At 67.1% G+C, this 13,375-nt stretch carries 16 protein-coding genes; 9 read left to right on the top strand and 7 right to left on the bottom strand.

Going from position 1 to position 13,375, the window contains the following annotated elements; all coding sequences use genetic code 11:
• Positions 1-4: 4 nt before the first annotated feature.
• The 3 genes from ACTJJX_RS02905 to ACTJJX_RS02895 form a co-directional block, all read right to left on the bottom strand.
• The gene (locus ACTJJX_RS02905; RefSeq protein ID WP_003113235.1) at positions 5-199 is read right to left on the bottom strand and encodes a hypothetical protein; all 195 of its coding nucleotides are present in this window, start codon (positions 197-199) and stop codon (positions 5-7) included.
• An 83-nt stretch (positions 200-282) separates the two neighbouring features.
• Positions 283-966, bottom strand: a complete 684-nt coding sequence (gene dnr, locus ACTJJX_RS02900; RefSeq protein WP_003113234.1) for a transcriptional regulator Dnr — start codon at positions 964-966, stop codon at positions 283-285.
• 353 nt (positions 967-1,319) lie between these two features.
• Complete coding sequence (locus ACTJJX_RS02895; protein ID WP_003084893.1) at positions 1,320-2,198, bottom strand: LysR family transcriptional regulator; 879 nt, start codon at positions 2,196-2,198, stop codon at positions 1,320-1,322.
• A gap of 101 nt (positions 2,199-2,299) precedes the next feature.
• Here ACTJJX_RS02895 and ACTJJX_RS02890 point away from each other — a divergent pair, with 101 nt between their 5' ends.
• The 4 genes from ACTJJX_RS02890 to ACTJJX_RS02875 are packed head-to-tail and all read left to right on the top strand — an operon-like array spanning position 2,300 to position 5,124.
• Positions 2,300-3,001 (top strand): MOSC domain-containing protein, encoded by a 702-nt coding sequence (locus ACTJJX_RS02890; RefSeq protein WP_003084895.1) that lies wholly within the window; start codon positions 2,300-2,302, stop codon positions 2,999-3,001.
• The gene (locus tag ACTJJX_RS02885) at positions 2,998-3,234 is read left to right on the top strand and encodes a hypothetical protein (protein WP_003101561.1); all 237 of its coding nucleotides are present in this window, start codon (positions 2,998-3,000) and stop codon (positions 3,232-3,234) included. Before ACTJJX_RS02890 ends, ACTJJX_RS02885 begins: the two co-directional genes overlap by 4 nt.
• Positions 3,227-4,408 carry an aspartate aminotransferase family protein gene (locus ACTJJX_RS02880; RefSeq protein ID WP_003110211.1) on the top strand — a complete coding sequence of 394 codons (1,182 nt, stop codon included), beginning with the start codon at positions 3,227-3,229 and terminating at the stop codon, positions 4,406-4,408. The genes ACTJJX_RS02885 and ACTJJX_RS02880 overlap by 8 nt, the downstream gene beginning before the upstream one ends.
• On the top strand, positions 4,408-5,124 hold the full coding sequence (locus ACTJJX_RS02875) for a type 1 glutamine amidotransferase (protein WP_003084901.1): 717 nt from the start codon (positions 4,408-4,410) through the stop codon (positions 5,122-5,124). Before ACTJJX_RS02880 ends, ACTJJX_RS02875 begins: the two co-directional genes overlap by 1 nt.
• Before the next feature lie 74 nt (positions 5,125-5,198).
• Here the strand turns inward: ACTJJX_RS02875 and ACTJJX_RS02870 are convergent, their stop codons facing one another.
• The gene (locus tag ACTJJX_RS02870; RefSeq protein WP_003084903.1) at positions 5,199-5,462 is read right to left on the bottom strand and encodes a hypothetical protein; all 264 of its coding nucleotides are present in this window, start codon (positions 5,460-5,462) and stop codon (positions 5,199-5,201) included.
• Between the two features lie 285 nt (positions 5,463-5,747).
• Here ACTJJX_RS02870 and ACTJJX_RS02865 point away from each other — a divergent pair, with 285 nt between their 5' ends.
• The 3 genes from ACTJJX_RS02865 to ACTJJX_RS02855 all read left to right on the top strand — a co-directional run bounded on the left by ACTJJX_RS02865 (position 5,748) and on the right by ACTJJX_RS02855 (position 9,437).
• On the top strand, positions 5,748-7,238 hold the full coding sequence (locus tag ACTJJX_RS02865) for a helix-turn-helix transcriptional regulator (RefSeq protein WP_003121801.1): 1,491 nt from the start codon (positions 5,748-5,750) through the stop codon (positions 7,236-7,238).
• 337 nt (positions 7,239-7,575) lie between these two features.
• Complete coding sequence (locus ACTJJX_RS02860; protein ID WP_003101571.1) at positions 7,576-8,865, top strand: NAD(P)/FAD-dependent oxidoreductase; 1,290 nt, start codon at positions 7,576-7,578, stop codon at positions 8,863-8,865.
• A 17-nt stretch (positions 8,866-8,882) separates the two neighbouring features.
• A complete protein-coding gene (locus ACTJJX_RS02855; protein WP_003101576.1) occupies positions 8,883-9,437 on the top strand; it encodes a helix-turn-helix domain-containing protein in 555 nt (184 codons plus the stop codon).
• A gap of 110 nt (positions 9,438-9,547) precedes the next feature.
• Here ACTJJX_RS02855 and ACTJJX_RS02850 read toward each other — a convergent pair whose 3' ends face one another.
• From ACTJJX_RS02850 to ACTJJX_RS02840, 3 genes are all read right to left on the bottom strand, one after another.
• Positions 9,548-10,573 (bottom strand): TPM domain-containing protein, encoded by a 1,026-nt coding sequence (locus ACTJJX_RS02850; RefSeq protein ID WP_003121802.1) that lies wholly within the window; start codon positions 10,571-10,573, stop codon positions 9,548-9,550.
• Positions 10,574-10,576: 3 nt separating this feature from the next.
• Positions 10,577-11,185, bottom strand: a complete 609-nt coding sequence (locus ACTJJX_RS02845) for a LemA family protein (protein ID WP_003084923.1) — start codon at positions 11,183-11,185, stop codon at positions 10,577-10,579.
• An 87-nt stretch (positions 11,186-11,272) separates the two neighbouring features.
• Entirely contained in the window at positions 11,273-11,782 is a 510-nt protein-coding gene (locus ACTJJX_RS02840; RefSeq protein ID WP_003101580.1) for a disulfide bond formation protein B, read from the bottom strand.
• Positions 11,783-12,010: 228 nt separating this feature from the next.
• On the opposite strand from ACTJJX_RS02840, the gene ACTJJX_RS02835 reads away from it, so the two are divergent.
• Together ACTJJX_RS02835 and ACTJJX_RS02830 are read left to right on the top strand one after the other, a co-directional pair.
• Positions 12,011-12,841 (top strand): DMT family transporter, encoded by an 831-nt coding sequence (locus tag ACTJJX_RS02835; protein WP_003101583.1) that lies wholly within the window; start codon positions 12,011-12,013, stop codon positions 12,839-12,841.
• A 69-nt stretch (positions 12,842-12,910) separates the two neighbouring features.
• The gene (locus ACTJJX_RS02830; RefSeq protein ID WP_003101585.1) at positions 12,911-13,297 is read left to right on the top strand and encodes an MAPEG family protein; all 387 of its coding nucleotides are present in this window, start codon (positions 12,911-12,913) and stop codon (positions 13,295-13,297) included.
• The last annotated feature ends 78 nt before the right edge of the window (positions 13,298-13,375 follow it).

Raw genomic sequence — 13,375 nt, 5'->3', positions numbered from 1 at the left:
TGCCTCAGGGAGCATCGCGCGGCAACCAGAGCATCATGCCCAGGCAGAACAGCGCCAGCCCGACGCAGAACCAGGCGAAGCGCCGCTGCCGGCGACCCTGGAGCTGGTGCTGGGAAGCGCTGGGCAGCGGCATGCCGCACTGTTCGCAGGCGCTTTCCGCGCCTTCGGTTTCATGGAGGCAATACAGGCATTGGCGCATGGGCGTTCTCGCGGGCTCGACCCCGCCAGCTTGCCGGCGGACGGGCCGTGGCGCGCTTGACCGCGATCAAGCGGCGGCGCTGTTCACTCGAAGCACTCCAGGCGTTCGCGGTCGAGGATGCTGATTTCGCGGCCGTCGAGGTGGATGATGCCCTCGTCGCCGAGGCGGTGCATGATTCGCGAGAAGGTTTCCGGCTGGATCGACAGGTGACCGGCCACCAGTTGCTTGGCCACCGGGATTTCCACCCGGCAGTTCTCCCCCGGCGCGTGGGCGGCGAGGGTCAGCAGGTAGCGCACCACGCGGTGGGTGGCGTTCTTCAGGGAAAGCGTCTCGATCTCGTCGATGCGCTGGTGCAGGCGGGTGCTGAGCTTGGCCAGCAGGGCCAGGGCCAACGGGGTGTTGTCCTGCAACTGGCGCAGGTAGGCCTTGTTGGAGAAACGGAACAGCTGGCTGGGCACCACGGCCTGGGCGGTGGCCACGTAGTTCGGGGTGTCCATGAACATCATCGCCTCGGCGAAGGTGTTGCGTTCGTTGGTCACTTCGAGAATCTTCTCCTGGCCTTCCGGGGTCAGCCGGTAGATCTTCACGCAGCCGGAAATCAGGTAGTAGAAGGCGTGCGCCGGCTCGCCCTGGCGGAACACGTAGGCGCCCTTGTCGAGGTTGACCAGGTCGCTGCTGGCGAGCAGTTCCTGGAGCTGGACGGGAGAAAGCGGTTCGAACAGGTGGTGGCTTTGCAGCAACTGCTGGTGGACGCGCTGGAATTCCATGCTGGGAAGGCTCGCGATGATGAGGGGACTGGCCACTGTAGTGGGCCCGGCGCAGATCATCTTGACGCACGGCAAGCTCCCGGCGGCTGGGTGTTGCCGTCGGTCCGGCGAGCGGAACTATTACAGCGTGTAAGCCAAGGCTTACAAACGGCGGTGGTTTTGGCTGCTTTCTCCCCCTCGCGGAGATGCGTAATCTTCAAACCGTCAGGACATTGCGCAGGAAGCGCCAAAGACAATACGGAAACTCAGGGAATCCACCATGGATGGTGGCGTAGCACGGATGTCAGGATAGAGGTCTGCAAAACCCCGCCCAAAAGGCGGGGTTTTTTATTGCCCGAGGAAAACCGCGTCGCTCAGACCACGCCTTCCAGCAGCGAGCGCAGCAGCTCGACGCTGGCGTGCTGGCGTTGCGCGTCGCGGTAGACCAGGCCGACCTTCAGCGGGATGCGCGGTTCGCTGAGCGGTTTCCACAGCAGCCGCTGGTTCGAGTGCATCTGCCGTGCCTTGCCCGGTAGAACGGTGGCGAAGCGGGTCTGCGGCAGGCTGTCGAGAATCCCGCTCATGTGGTTCAGTTCCGCCTGCACCCGCGGCCGCCGGCCGATCGCGGCGAGTTGCTCCTGCCAGATCTGGCGCGCGCGGAACTCTTCGCCGAGCAGCAGCATCGGCAACTCCGCGGCCTGGGCCAGGGACACCTTTCTGAACTCCTTCAACGGGTGTTCCTCGGGGATCACCAGCTGCAATTCGTCCTCGTACAGCTCGACGCTGTGCAGGCCCGGCTGGCGCGGCGGCAGGAAGCCGATGCCGATATCCAGGTTGCCGGTGAGCAGGCGCCGCTCGATGTCGATTCCCGACAGTTCGTAGATCTGCACCCGCAGATGCGGCTGCGCGGCGTGCAGGCGTTCGACCATGTACGGCACCAGGCTGGCGTTGACCGTCTGCAGTACGCCGATCGCCAGGCTGCGCGGGGTCTGCCCGCGGAATACGCGCATCGCCTCGCGGGCCCTTTCCAATCCCTCCAGCAGCGGTACCGCATGGTTGTACAGGGTGTGGGCGGCGACGGTCGGCAGCAGGCGCTTGCCGCTGCGCTGGAACAGCGAGACGTCGAGGTTCTGCTCCAACTGGCGGATCTGCTGCGAGAGGGCCGGTTGCGACAGGGCCAGGCGTTCGGCGGCGCGGCCGACGTGGCCTTCCTCGTAGAGCGCGACGAAATAGCGGAGTTGGCGAAAATCCATAAGCTGTTCTTATCGATAAAACTGGAAAATCGAAATGGAGTGGGTCCCGCGTGAGGCACTAGTCTAGCTGCATTGGCGGTACATCGGGTGGTCGCGGAGCAATGGAGCAGATAGTCGTAAACGGTGTTTTCATAGGTAAAGTCGAAGAAACCTGGGGCGGATTGGTCAGCGCGATCGACAAGCTGCCGGTCGAGCAGGAGTTCTGGCTGGGCCACGATGGCCTGCCCGGCGACGAACAGGCCGACATCCGCCACCACGGCGGCCTCGAGCGCGCTCTTCATCACTATCCCGCCGAGCACTACCGCTACTGGCGCAAGCGCCACCCGCTGAACCGCTGGCAACTGCCGGCGTTCGGCGAGAACATCTCGACCTACGGCATCACCGAAGCCGAGGTCTGCATCGGCGACCAGTTCCATTGGGGCGATGCCCTGCTGGAAGTCAGCCAGCCGCGTTCGCCCTGCTATCGCCAGGGCCAGCGCTGGAATCTTCCCGAGCTGCCCGACGAATTGCAGAGCGGCGGCCGCTGCGGCTGGTTCTATCGGGTCCTGCGCAGCGGCATGGTGACTCCCGGGGACGAGCTGAAGCTGGTCCAGCGGCATTACCCTGAACTGACCGTCGCCCGCCTGTTGCAGTGGTATTTCGGCGATCCCCTGGAGCCTCTCGGGTTGCGCCAGATGATGGCCTGCGACGCGCTCTCCCAGCGTTGGCGCAAGACAGCGGCGAAACGCCTGTCCAGCGGCGTGGTGGAAGACTGGGGGCCGCGCCTGCGCGGACCGTCGGATTACCGGGAGCATGCCTCTTGAGCGACTACCTGATCACCCTGAGCCAGTCCGGCCGGCTGTTGGCCAGCATGACGGTGAGCGCCGCGCGCTTTGCCGAGGTGCGCGAGCTGATGCGCCAGCGCTTCCCCGCCGGCGACGGCTTCGAACTGCGCATCGAAACGCGCCGGGAAAGCCGCCGGCTGCTGGAACAGGGGCCGCAGGGCGTGCGCTTGCTGGCGGTGGAGTACATGACCGAGGAACTGAAAGATGGCTGATACGCTGGATAGCCTGCGCCTGATGCGCACCCAGGAACGGCCCGAACAGGTGTTCGTCCGTGGCCAGGGCTCGTGGCTGTGGGACAGCGACGGACGTGCCTTCCTCGACTTCACCCAGGGCCTGGCGGTGAACTGCCTTGGCCACAGTCCCAGCGTGCTGGTCCAGGCCCTGGCCCGGCAGGCGCGGGAGCTGGTCAGCGCCGGCCCCGGCCTGCTCAACCGGCCGGTGCTGGCATTGGCGCAGCGCCTGTGCCTGGCGACCGGCAGCGACCAGGCCTACTTCCTCACCAGCGGCGCCGAGGCCAACGAAGCGGCCATCGCCCTGGCGCGCAAGTGGGGCCGCCTGCATCGCGGCGGCGCGCAACGGATCGTCAGCACCGTCAACAGCATCCATGGACGCACCCCGGGCACCCTGACGGCTTGTGGCAAGCCGGCGCAGCATGGCCTGGAAGGCTTCGCCAGGGTGCCGTTCAACGACCTCGACGCGATGGCCGCGGCCATCGACGAAGAGACGGTGGCGGTGATGCTGGAGCCGGTGCAGGGCGATGCCGGGGTGATCCCGGCGACCCTCGACTACCTGCGTGGCATCGAGCGGCTGTGCCGGCAGCGTGGCGTCCTGTTGATCCTCGACGAGGTGCAGACCGGCATCGGCCGCTGCGGCGCGCTGCTGGCGGAGGAACTGTACGGGGTACGCGCCGACATCGTTACCCTCGGCAAGGGCCTCGGCGCCGGGGTGCCGCTGTCGGCGCTGCTGGCGCGTGGCAACGCCTGCTGCTTCGAACCGGGCGACCAGCTTGGCACCCACCACGGCAACGCGTTGATGACCGCTGCCGGGCTGGCGGTACTGAATACCGTGCTGGAGCCGGGTTTCCTGGAGCAGGTGCGCGAGCAGGGCACCCACCTGCGCGATGGCCTGGCCCGTGTCGCGCGTCGCTATGGGCATGGTCCGCTGCGCGGCCAGGGACTGTTCTGGGGGCTGCCGCTGATCGGCCAGCGCGCGCCAGCGGTGGTTCGCGCGGCGTTCGGCGAAGGCCTGCTGATCAACGCGCCGCAGCCGCACTGCCTGCGTTTTTCCCCGGCGCTGACGGTGAGCCGGGCCAACGTCGACGAAATGCTGCGGCGACTGGAACGGGCCCTGGCCCGGGTCGCCAACCGACACGAGGAGGTGGCCTGATGCGCGCCCTGGTATTGCAACACGTTCCCTTCGAAGGCAGCGCGCGGATCGGCGACTGGATCGGCCGCCACTGCGAGCACGAGCACGTCTGCTACCTCTACGCCGACGCCCACCTGCCTGCGCTGGACAGCTTCGACCTGCTGGTGGTGATGGGCGGGCCGATGAGCGTCCACGACGAAGCGCAATATCCCTGGCTGGTGGCGGAGAAGCGTTTGATCCGCGCGGCGCTGGATGCCGGCAAGAAGGTCCTCGGCATCTGCCTCGGCGCGCAGCTGCTGGCCCAGGCGCTGGGGGCTGCGGTACGCCCGGGACGCCAGGCGGAGATCGGCTGGTGGCCGCTGCACAGGTACAGCCAGGCGCTGGGCTCGCCGCTGGGCGAGCGCCTGCCGGAACGGCTGATGGCGTTCCACTGGCACGGCGAGACCTTCGACCTGCCGGCCGGCAGCGTGCCGCTCTATGGTTCGGCTGCCTGCGCAAACCAGGGCTTCATCTGGAACGAGCAGGCTATCGGCCTGCAATGTCACCTGGAAAGCACCGCGGAGAGCATCGAGGCGCTGCTCGATGCCTGCCCGCAGGACCTGCAACGGGAAGGGGCGGTGCAGAGCGCCGGGAGGATCCGCCAGGGTGTCGCGCATTGCCGCGAGGTGGCGCCGGTGCTGTTCCTGTTGCTCGATTACCTGGCGCATCGGCCGGCGGAGATCGCACGCCGGGCCTGATCGCCAGAAAGATTCCTCTGTCCTCGCATGCGCCTCCGGACGTCGTTTTGGTCCTGTGGGGCGCTTTTTTTATTCTAGGCTGCGTGCTTTCCCAACCAGGGCTCCAGTAGTGCCAGGTCGCGACGCAGGCTTTCGGCGAACAGGTGCAGGCGGGTGGGGTTGTCCAGCTCGCCGGGCTGGATGCCGACGAAGGTGAAGGTTTCGTCGTGCTCTCGGGCGGCGACATTGATACTGACGGTGCCGTCGTAGTGCATCCGGCACTGGCAGTCGTAGCCTTCCAGCGCCTGGTTCAGGCTGCGCTGGATCTCGCCGAGATCGGGGTGCTTGTTCTTGCTCATCGCGTCGCTCATGCAAGGGGATGGGGCTTTCTTCTCGTGCAGGGCGAGTCGGGTGGATGCGTCGACGACCTCGGGACCGAGGGGCGGCGTAGCCTCCCGGCCGGCGCGGCGTCTGGGCTTCCCGCCCGGACATTGCTTCCTGTATCGCCAGGGTAGGGGTGCCTCCGCTATCGTTTCGCGATGCAAATGCACTAGCACCGCTAGTGCAATCGTCACGCGTGCGCGGTCAGGGCGGGCGGGCATCCTTGCTGCCCCCGGAAAATCGCTCCATCCAAGAGGAACAGCATGAACGACCAGGTACTGCGTACCCAGACCGACCGCCGCCAGTTGCAGCAGATCATCGCCGGCCTTACCGAAGGGGTGATCCTGATCGAGCCGGACCAGCGCATCCTCTGGGCCAACGAGGCGGCCCTGGCGATGCACGGCGTCGATTCGCTGGAAGGCCTGGGCGCCGATACCGGCGAGTATCGCGAACGCTTTCGCCTGCGCTACCGCAACAATCATCCGCTGCAGGAGGGGCAGTACCCGGCCGAGCGCCTGGTGGCTGGCGAGTGCTTCAGCGACGTGGTGGTGGAAGTGTTTCCCGCCGCCGACGAGGACACCCGCTGGGTGCACCGCGTGCGCGGGTTGGTGCTGACCACCCCCGAGGACAAGCCCGACTGCCTGGTGCTGATCCTCCACGACGCCACCGAGTGGGCCAGCGCCGAGCAGCGCTTCGAGAAGACCTTCAATGCCAACCCGGCGCCGGCGGTGATCTGCCGGCTCAGCGACTACCGCTACGTGAAGGTCAATGTCGGTTTCCTGGAAATGACCGGCTATGCCCGCGACCAGGTGATCGGCCGTTCGGTGTACGAGCTGGACGTACTCGACCAGGCCGAGCGCCGCGAACTGGCGGTGGAGCGTCTGGGCGCCGGCGAGACCATCCCGCAGATGGAGGCGAGCCTGCGGGTGGCGGAGGGCGGACGCAAGTGCGTGGTGGTCGCCGGGCAGCCGATAGAGGTCGGCGAGGAGGCCTGCATGCTCTTCACCTTCACCGATCTCGAACCGCGGAAGAAGGCCGAGGAGGCCCTGCGCAAGAGCGAGGAGCGCTTCGCCAAGGCCTTCCGCATGGCACCGGTGCCGAGCCTGGTGCTGTGCGGCGACGACCTGCAGGTGCTGGACATCAACCAGGCCTTCAGCGAAACCTTCGGCTACCAGGCCGAGGAACTGCTCGGCGAGTCCACCGTCGCCTGCGGGCTGTGGCAGGACGGCGGCGCCGAGCGCCTGGGCGAGCTGCTGGCGCAGAGCGGCAGCGTGCGCAACGTCCAGCTGCGCCTGCAGCACAAGGATCGCAACGGCCTGGACTGCCTGGTCTCGGCCGAGGCGGTGAGCCTCAACGAGCAGGACTGCGTGCTGGTGGCCTTGCTGGACATCAGCGACCGGCGGCGCACCGAAATGGAGCTGGTGCACGCCATCGAGACGGTGATGCAGGACGCTTCCTGGTTCAGCCGCACCCTGATCGAAAAGCTCGCCAACGTTCGCCGCGCCAACGCGCCGGGCACCGGCGCCGAACTGGCCGACCTGACTGCGCGCGAGCGCGAGGTGTTCGACCTCATCTGCCAGGGCCTGGCGGACAAGGAGATCGCCAAGGAACTGGGCCTGGCGCCGAACACCGTGCGCAACCACGTGGCGACCATCTACGCCAAGCTCGATGTCCACAGCCGTGGCGAGGCCATCGTCTGGGCACGCGAACGCGGATTCGCGCCGGAGCCGCGCAACGGCAACGGGCGCAAATAAACGAAGAGGGTACGAATGCACCAGGGCGGCTGGTGCATTCGTACCTGTCGCCCGCTCCCGTCGGCGCCGACACTGGCGCAGCACGCCCGGCATGCCCCCGCCCGTGGTCGTGCACCTTTTCTCCGCGGCGCGAGCCGCGCTGTCCGCACGTCTGTTCCCCTCGCCAGTTTCGCTCTGGCGGGGGGCTTCCCGCCTCCTTTCGAATATTTGCCCCTCTGCCTCTGCTGGTGCGCGACGGCATCCTGCCGGCCGTTTGCGAATGCTCGGGACTGGTTTCGTGAAATTTTAAGTGTTATTTTTCATGAAAAATAACCAATATAATTTCACGGAGGTCGCGATGTTCCTGCAATCCAACGAGCATGTCGGCACTTACTACGCCGCCGTCAATCCCGAACTGATCCAGCCGCGCCAGGCCCTGGAGGGTGACCTCGACTGCGAGGTGCTGGTGGTCGGCGCCGGTTTCAGCGGCTTGCACACGGCGCTGCGGCTGGTCGAAGGCGGACGCCAGGTATGCGTCATCGAAGCCAGCCGGATCGCCTGGGCGGCCTCCGGGCGCAACGGTGGGCAGGCGCTGCCCGGCTGGTCCAGCGACCTGCCGCCGCTGGAGGCCGACCTCGGCTACGAAGGCGCACGCCGTCTCTGGGACGGCATGCTCTGGGCGGCCGGCGAGATGCGCGAGTTGCCGCAGCGACATGGCTTCGACTGCGACTACCGGGTCGGTCACCTATGGACGGCGATCCTGCCGCGCCGGGTCGGCCTGCTCTACGACTGGCAGGCCGAGGCCAACCGTCGCTGGGGCTACGAGGGGCTACGCTTCGTGGCGAAGGACGAGTTGCCCGAATGGATCGCCAGCGAGCGCTACCTTGCCGGTCTCTACGACCCCCACGCCGCACACCTGAATCCGCTCAAGCTGGCGTTCGGCCTGGCCGCCGCCATCGAGCGCGCCGGCGGGCGTATCCACGAGCGGACCCGGGCCCTGAACTATCGCGAGGAGGGCGACGGCTACCGGGTCCGTACCGAGCACGGCGAGATCCGCTGCGCGGCGCTGGTGCTGGCCTGCAACGCCTACATCGACGGGCTGGACAGCGAGCTGTCGCAACGGATGCTGCCGGTGGGCACCTATCAGGTCGCCACTGAGCCGCTCGGCGAGGAACGGGCGAAGTCGTTGCTGCCGCGCAACTGCTGCGTGACCGACAACCAGTTCGTCCTCGACTACTTCCGCCTGACCCCGGACCACCGCCTGCTGTTCGGCGGCGGCTGCACCTACCTGGGCGGCATGCCCAGCGACATCCGCGCCGCCACCCGGCCCTATCTCGAAAGGGTGTTCCCGCAGTTGCGCGGGGTGGCGCTGGAGTATGCCTGGGGCGGGCATATCGACTGCAGCATGCGGCGTACCCCGGACATCGGCCGGCAGGGCAACCGCTACTGGCTGCAAGGCTACTCCGGCCACGGCGTGCTGCCGAGTCTGGCGGCGGCCAGGGCGGTCAGCGACGCGCTGCTCGGCGACGACGAGACCCTGGCGCTCTACCAGCGCCTGCGCAATCCGAAGTTTCCCGGCGGCCAGCGCTTCGCCGCGCCGCTGGAAGCCCTGGGCAAAGCGTATTACCGTTTGCGCGACCTGTTCTGAGAGGGCCCGGAGCCGAGATGAGCGAAGTAGCCGACGACCTGGCGGAGATCGCCAGCCTGGTGCGCGAATTGCGCAAGCGCAAGGGCATCACCCTGCAGGCGCTGGCCGACGGCATTCGCCGTTCGGTGGGCTTCGTCTCCCAGGTCGAGCGCGGCCTTTCGCGGCCGGCGGTGGACGACCTGGTCGCCATCAGCCAGGTGCTCGGGGTGCCGGCGACCTACTTTTTCTGCTCGCCGAAGATCCAGGCCTCGCCCTGGGTGACCCGCCCGGGCGAGCGTCGGACCCTGGCCTACGCTCGTGGCGCCAGCGACAACCTGGTATCGCCGCGTCTCGGCGGCGCCTTCTTCATGCTCGAAACCTGCCTTGAAGCGGGTGCCGACAGCGGCGAGCGCGACCTGCTGGACAGCTCGGAGCAGGGCGGCTACGTGCTCGAAGGCGAGCTGACCCTGTGGCTGGAGGACGAGGAGCTGCGCCTGCAGGCCGGCGACGGTTTCCAGATTCCCAGCCATATGCGCAGCCGCTACGCCAACCGCAGCCAGGCGCCGGTCAGGGTGCTCTGGGTATACGCCTGACGAAGCGCGTTACCCGGTCGTTTGCCGGATAGCGGCGAAGACTTCCGGCATCGGCGAGAACCGTCGCCGACCGATGAAAAAAGCCCGAGGCACAGGCCTCGGGCTTTTCGTCACCAGCGTCCGGAGGCGCCGCCGCCGCCGCTGGAGCCGCCGCCACCGCGGAAGATGCTGCCACCGCCGCTGCCGCCTCCCCCACCGCCGCCGCGACTATTGAGGATGGCGCTGAGGATGGCCATCAGCACTTCGCCGGGAAGCAGGAACAGGGCGTAGATGAACAGGGTCGGCGCCAGTACGCCGAGACTGTCGTCCGCCGCGCGGTCGACGTTCTGCCACAGGCCCATGCTCAACAGCCAGGCCAGGCCGGCGACCGCCGCGCTGCAAAGCAGGAAGCGGCCGATGCTGCGCCGCCGCATCCACTGCAACGGCAGCAGGCGTCCGAGTAGGGCCACGGCGAGCAGGACCGCCACATAGACACCGAGGTAGACCGGGTTGCCCCAGAGCTGTCCGCTCAGGCCGCTCTTCTTTTTCGGCTCCGGCGGGGCGCTGTCATACACCTCACCCTCGTCGACCGGTGCCGGCAGGGCCCGCGGCGGCGTGGCCTCGGGAACCGCCGGCAAGGCGTCGACGGGAGCGCTGGCGGTAGCGCTGTCCGGGTTCTTCTCGGCATCGATCAGTTGCACCAGGCTGTCCACGCCGGCCTGGATGCCGCCATAGAAGTTGCCCTGGCGGAACTGCGGCGTGATCTGCTCGCTGATGATCCGCCCGGCCTGGACGTCGGTGATGGCCCCTTCCAGGCCGTAGCCGACCTCGATGCGCAGGGTGCGGTCGTTCTTCGCCACCAGCAGCAGGACGCCGTCGTCGACCTTCTTCTGGCCCAGCTTCCATTTCTCGAAGGTACGCACCGCGTACTCCTCGATGGAATCGTCGCCGGTGGTCGGGACCAGCAGCACAGCGAGCTGCGCGCCGCTCTTGGCTTCCAGGGCGGCGAGCTGTTGCTCCAGGTGCTGGCGCTGGTCGCCGGAAAGGGTCGCGGTGAGGTCGGTGACCCGCGCCGTCAGCGCGGGTATCGGTGGCACATCGGCCCAGGCGACCAGGCTGGCGAGCAGCAGCCCGGCGCCCAGTAGCAGCCGGCGCATGGCTTACTGCGCCGGTTGCGGGTTGCCGAAATCGACTTTCGGCGCGGTGGAGATGGCCGCTTCGTTTTCCACGCTGAAGTTCGCCTTGGGCTTGTAGCCGAACAGCTTGGCGGTGATCACGCCGGGGAACTGGCGCAGCAGCACGTTGTATTCCTGTACCGACTTGACGTAGCGGCCGCGAGCGACGGCGATGCGGTTCTCGGTGCCTTCCAGTTGGGTCAGCAGGTCCTTGAACAGGCCGTCGGCCTTCAGTTGCGGGTAGTTCTCGGTGACTACCAGCAGGCGCGAAAGCGCCGAGCTCAGTTCGCCCTGGGCCTTTTGGAAGCGCTGCACGGCCTGCTCGTCGTCCAGTTGGTCGGCGTTCAGCTGCACGCTGCCGACCTTGGCCCGGGCCTCGGTGACCTGGGTCAGGACCGACGCCTCATGGGAGGCATAGCCCTTCACCGTGCTGACCAGGTTGGGCACCAGGTCGGCGCGCCGCTGGTACTGGTTGAGCACTTCCGACCAGGCGGCTTTCACCTGTTCGTCGCCGGCCTGCATGGCGTTGTAGCCGCAGCCGCTGAGCAGCAGGGCGAGGACGGGAAGGAGGGCATTTCTGAGGAATCGAGGCATGGTGGTACTCATCCGGGTTGAGAAAGCTCGATTGTAGACCAGCCAATGGCCAGCACGTTCCTTGTGCCGGCACGGATATCGGCGCTGTCAGGCGGTGCGGCGGCCGAACGCCAGCTTGGCCGCCAGGGCCAGCAGGCAGAACACGAACAGCGCCAGCGACCAGACCGCCATGGACTGGCCGAGCAGGGTCCAGACCACTTCGCCGCACAGCCCCTCGGGCTGGAAGACCTGCGGCAGCCAGGTGTCCAGCGGTATCCATTCGGGGAAGCCCATGAACATCTTGCAACTGCCCATGCCCTGGGCAGCCAGTTTCTCTTCCGCGACCAGCGACCAGGCGTGGTAGATCCCGCCCAGGCTGGCGGCGAGCATGCCCAGCGCGGCGATGCCGCCGGCGATCCGCGAACGCGGGGCGAGGCTGCCGACGATCCCGGCGAGCACCAGGCCGAGCACGTCCAGGCGAATGAAGATGCACAGCGAGCAGGGCGCGAAGCCGCGCACGTGCTGGAGGTAGAGGACGAAAGCGAGGATCAGCAGGCCGCCGATGGCGACCGCGGGCCAGAACAAGCGGTTGTCGAGGGGCTTGAGGAGAGCGCTCAAGGCAGGGATTCCTGTGTCGTTGATAAGGGAGGCCGGGCCGGCACTGTGCGGCGCTGGCCGATGGTAGTCCATCAGGATTGTCCGAAGATTAAGCCGTTTGACGTAACGATGTCTGCTGCATGTTTCTCCGCTTTCGTAGGAGCTTTCAGGGAAAAACGCCGCAACGAGGCGAGCATTTGGAGCCTCCGCCGGGATAGACTATCCTGGTCTATACCAATAAGGCCCGTCATGCTAGCCACCAGCCTGGTGCTATGCGCCGCCGTTCTCCACGCCACCTGGAACACCCTGGTCAAGTTCAGCAGCGACCGCTTGCTGGTGGTCGCCTGCATGGACGTTGTCGGCGTGCTCTGCGCCATCCTGCTGTTGCCCTTCGTCAGCCTGCCGCCGGCCGAAGTCTGGCCCTGGCTGCTCGGCGCCACCGTCCTGCAACTGCTCTACCGGGTACTGCTGATCGAGGCCTACAAGGTCGGCGACCTGGGCCTGGTCTATCCGCTGATGCGCGGGCTGTCGCCGCTGGTGGTGCTGGGCCTGACCCTGGCGTTCGGCGGCGAGCAGCTCAGCGGCCGGCAGATCCTCGGCATCCTGTTGATCCCCTTCGGCATGCTTTGCCTGCTCTGGGGCGGCGGCGGTTCGCGGCTGCCCTGGCGGACCCTGCCGGTGGTGCTGCTGATCGGCCTGTGCATCGGCGGCTACACCTGGAGCGACGGCAACGCCTTGAAGCGCTGGCCGTTGGCGCTTGACTACCTGGTCTGGCTGACGCTGCTTTCCGGCCTGCCGTTCCCGCTGATCGCCGTCGGCGCGCGAACCCGCGCCTTCGCCCGCTTCTGGGCGCTGGAGTGGAAGCTCGGCCTGGCGGTCGGGGTCTGCGTGTTGGCCAGCTACGGCCTGGTGCTGTGGGCCATGCAGCTGGGGTCGATCGCCGAAGCGGCAGCGTTGCGCGAGACCAGCGTGCTGCTGGCGGTGCTGTTCGGCATGCGCTTCCTCAACGAGCCGTTCGGACTGCCACGCCTGCTGGCGTGCGGCCTGGTGCTGGCCGGAATGCTGCTGATGAAGCTCTGAAGGGGCTGTGCCTTTACAGAACGAGCGGCGCCAGCTTGAGTTGCAGTTCCACAACTACAAGGAACTGCCATGACCATCGCTTTCTGGTGCGTGCTGATCGCGATCTTCCTGCCTTACGTCTGTACCTCCATCGCCAAGTTCGGCGGGGAGGGCTACGGCGGTCGGGCCAACGCCGACCCGCGGGCGTTCCTCGGTTCGCTCGAAGGCTTTCGCCGGCGTGCCAACAACGCCCAGTTGAACGCTTTCGAAGTGACCCCGGCGTTCGCCGCGGCGGTGATCATCGCCCATCTGGTCGGCAACGCTTCGCAGGCGACCCTGGATAGCCTGGCCATTGCCTGGATCACCAGTCGCCTGCTCTACGTCATCTGCTACCTCGCCGACTGGGGGCCGTTGCGCTCGCTGGTCTGGTTCGTCGGCATGCTGCTCATCGCCGCGTTCTTCGTGGTTTCCGCCTGAGCAGCCCGCTGCGGCCTATGGCCGCAGTGCGGGCGCGCGGCTCTGGATCAATCGGCGGTGGCGGCGGATAATCCGCCG

It is taken from the genome of Pseudomonas sp. 22490 (assembly GCF_052044465.1).
Lineage (GTDB): Bacteria > Pseudomonadota > Gammaproteobacteria > Pseudomonadales > Pseudomonadaceae > Pseudomonas > Pseudomonas aeruginosa.
Note: the sequence above shows the minus strand (reverse complement) of the source record. Positions and strands in the feature narration are given on the sequence as shown.

Bases quoted from the DNA above. Each gene is read 5' to 3' on its own strand.
- ACTJJX_RS02855 (WP_003101576.1), top strand. From the start codon at position 8,883: ATGAGCGAAGTAGCCGACGACCTGGCGGAGATCGCCAGCCTGGTGCGC.
- ACTJJX_RS02860 (WP_003101571.1), top strand. From the start codon at position 7,576: ATGTTCCTGCAATCCAACGAGCATGTCGGCACTTACTACGCCGCCGTC.
- dnr (WP_003113234.1), bottom strand. From the start codon at position 966: ATGGAATTCCAGCGCGTCCACCAGCAGTTGCTGCAAAGCCACCACCTG.
- ACTJJX_RS02895 (WP_003084893.1), bottom strand. From the start codon at position 2,198: ATGGATTTTCGCCAACTCCGCTATTTCGTCGCGCTCTACGAGGAAGGC.
- ACTJJX_RS02865 (WP_003121801.1), top strand. From the start codon at position 5,748: ATGAACGACCAGGTACTGCGTACCCAGACCGACCGCCGCCAGTTGCAG.
- ACTJJX_RS02845 (WP_003084923.1), bottom strand. From the start codon at position 11,185: ATGCCTCGATTCCTCAGAAATGCCCTCCTTCCCGTCCTCGCCCTGCTG.
- ACTJJX_RS02870 (WP_003084903.1), bottom strand. From the start codon at position 5,462: ATGAGCAAGAACAAGCACCCCGATCTCGGCGAGATCCAGCGCAGCCTG.
- ACTJJX_RS02890 (WP_003084895.1), top strand. From the start codon at position 2,300: ATGGAGCAGATAGTCGTAAACGGTGTTTTCATAGGTAAAGTCGAAGAA.
- ACTJJX_RS02905 (WP_003113235.1), bottom strand. From the start codon at position 199: ATGCGCCAATGCCTGTATTGCCTCCATGAAACCGAAGGCGCGGAAAGC.
- ACTJJX_RS02830 (WP_003101585.1), top strand. From the start codon at position 12,911: ATGACCATCGCTTTCTGGTGCGTGCTGATCGCGATCTTCCTGCCTTAC.
- ACTJJX_RS02850 (WP_003121802.1), bottom strand. From the start codon at position 10,573: ATGCGCCGGCTGCTACTGGGCGCCGGGCTGCTGCTCGCCAGCCTGGTC.
- ACTJJX_RS02835 (WP_003101583.1), top strand. From the start codon at position 12,011: ATGCTAGCCACCAGCCTGGTGCTATGCGCCGCCGTTCTCCACGCCACC.
- ACTJJX_RS02875 (WP_003084901.1), top strand. From the start codon at position 4,408: ATGCGCGCCCTGGTATTGCAACACGTTCCCTTCGAAGGCAGCGCGCGG.
- ACTJJX_RS02880 (WP_003110211.1), top strand. From the start codon at position 3,227: ATGGCTGATACGCTGGATAGCCTGCGCCTGATGCGCACCCAGGAACGG.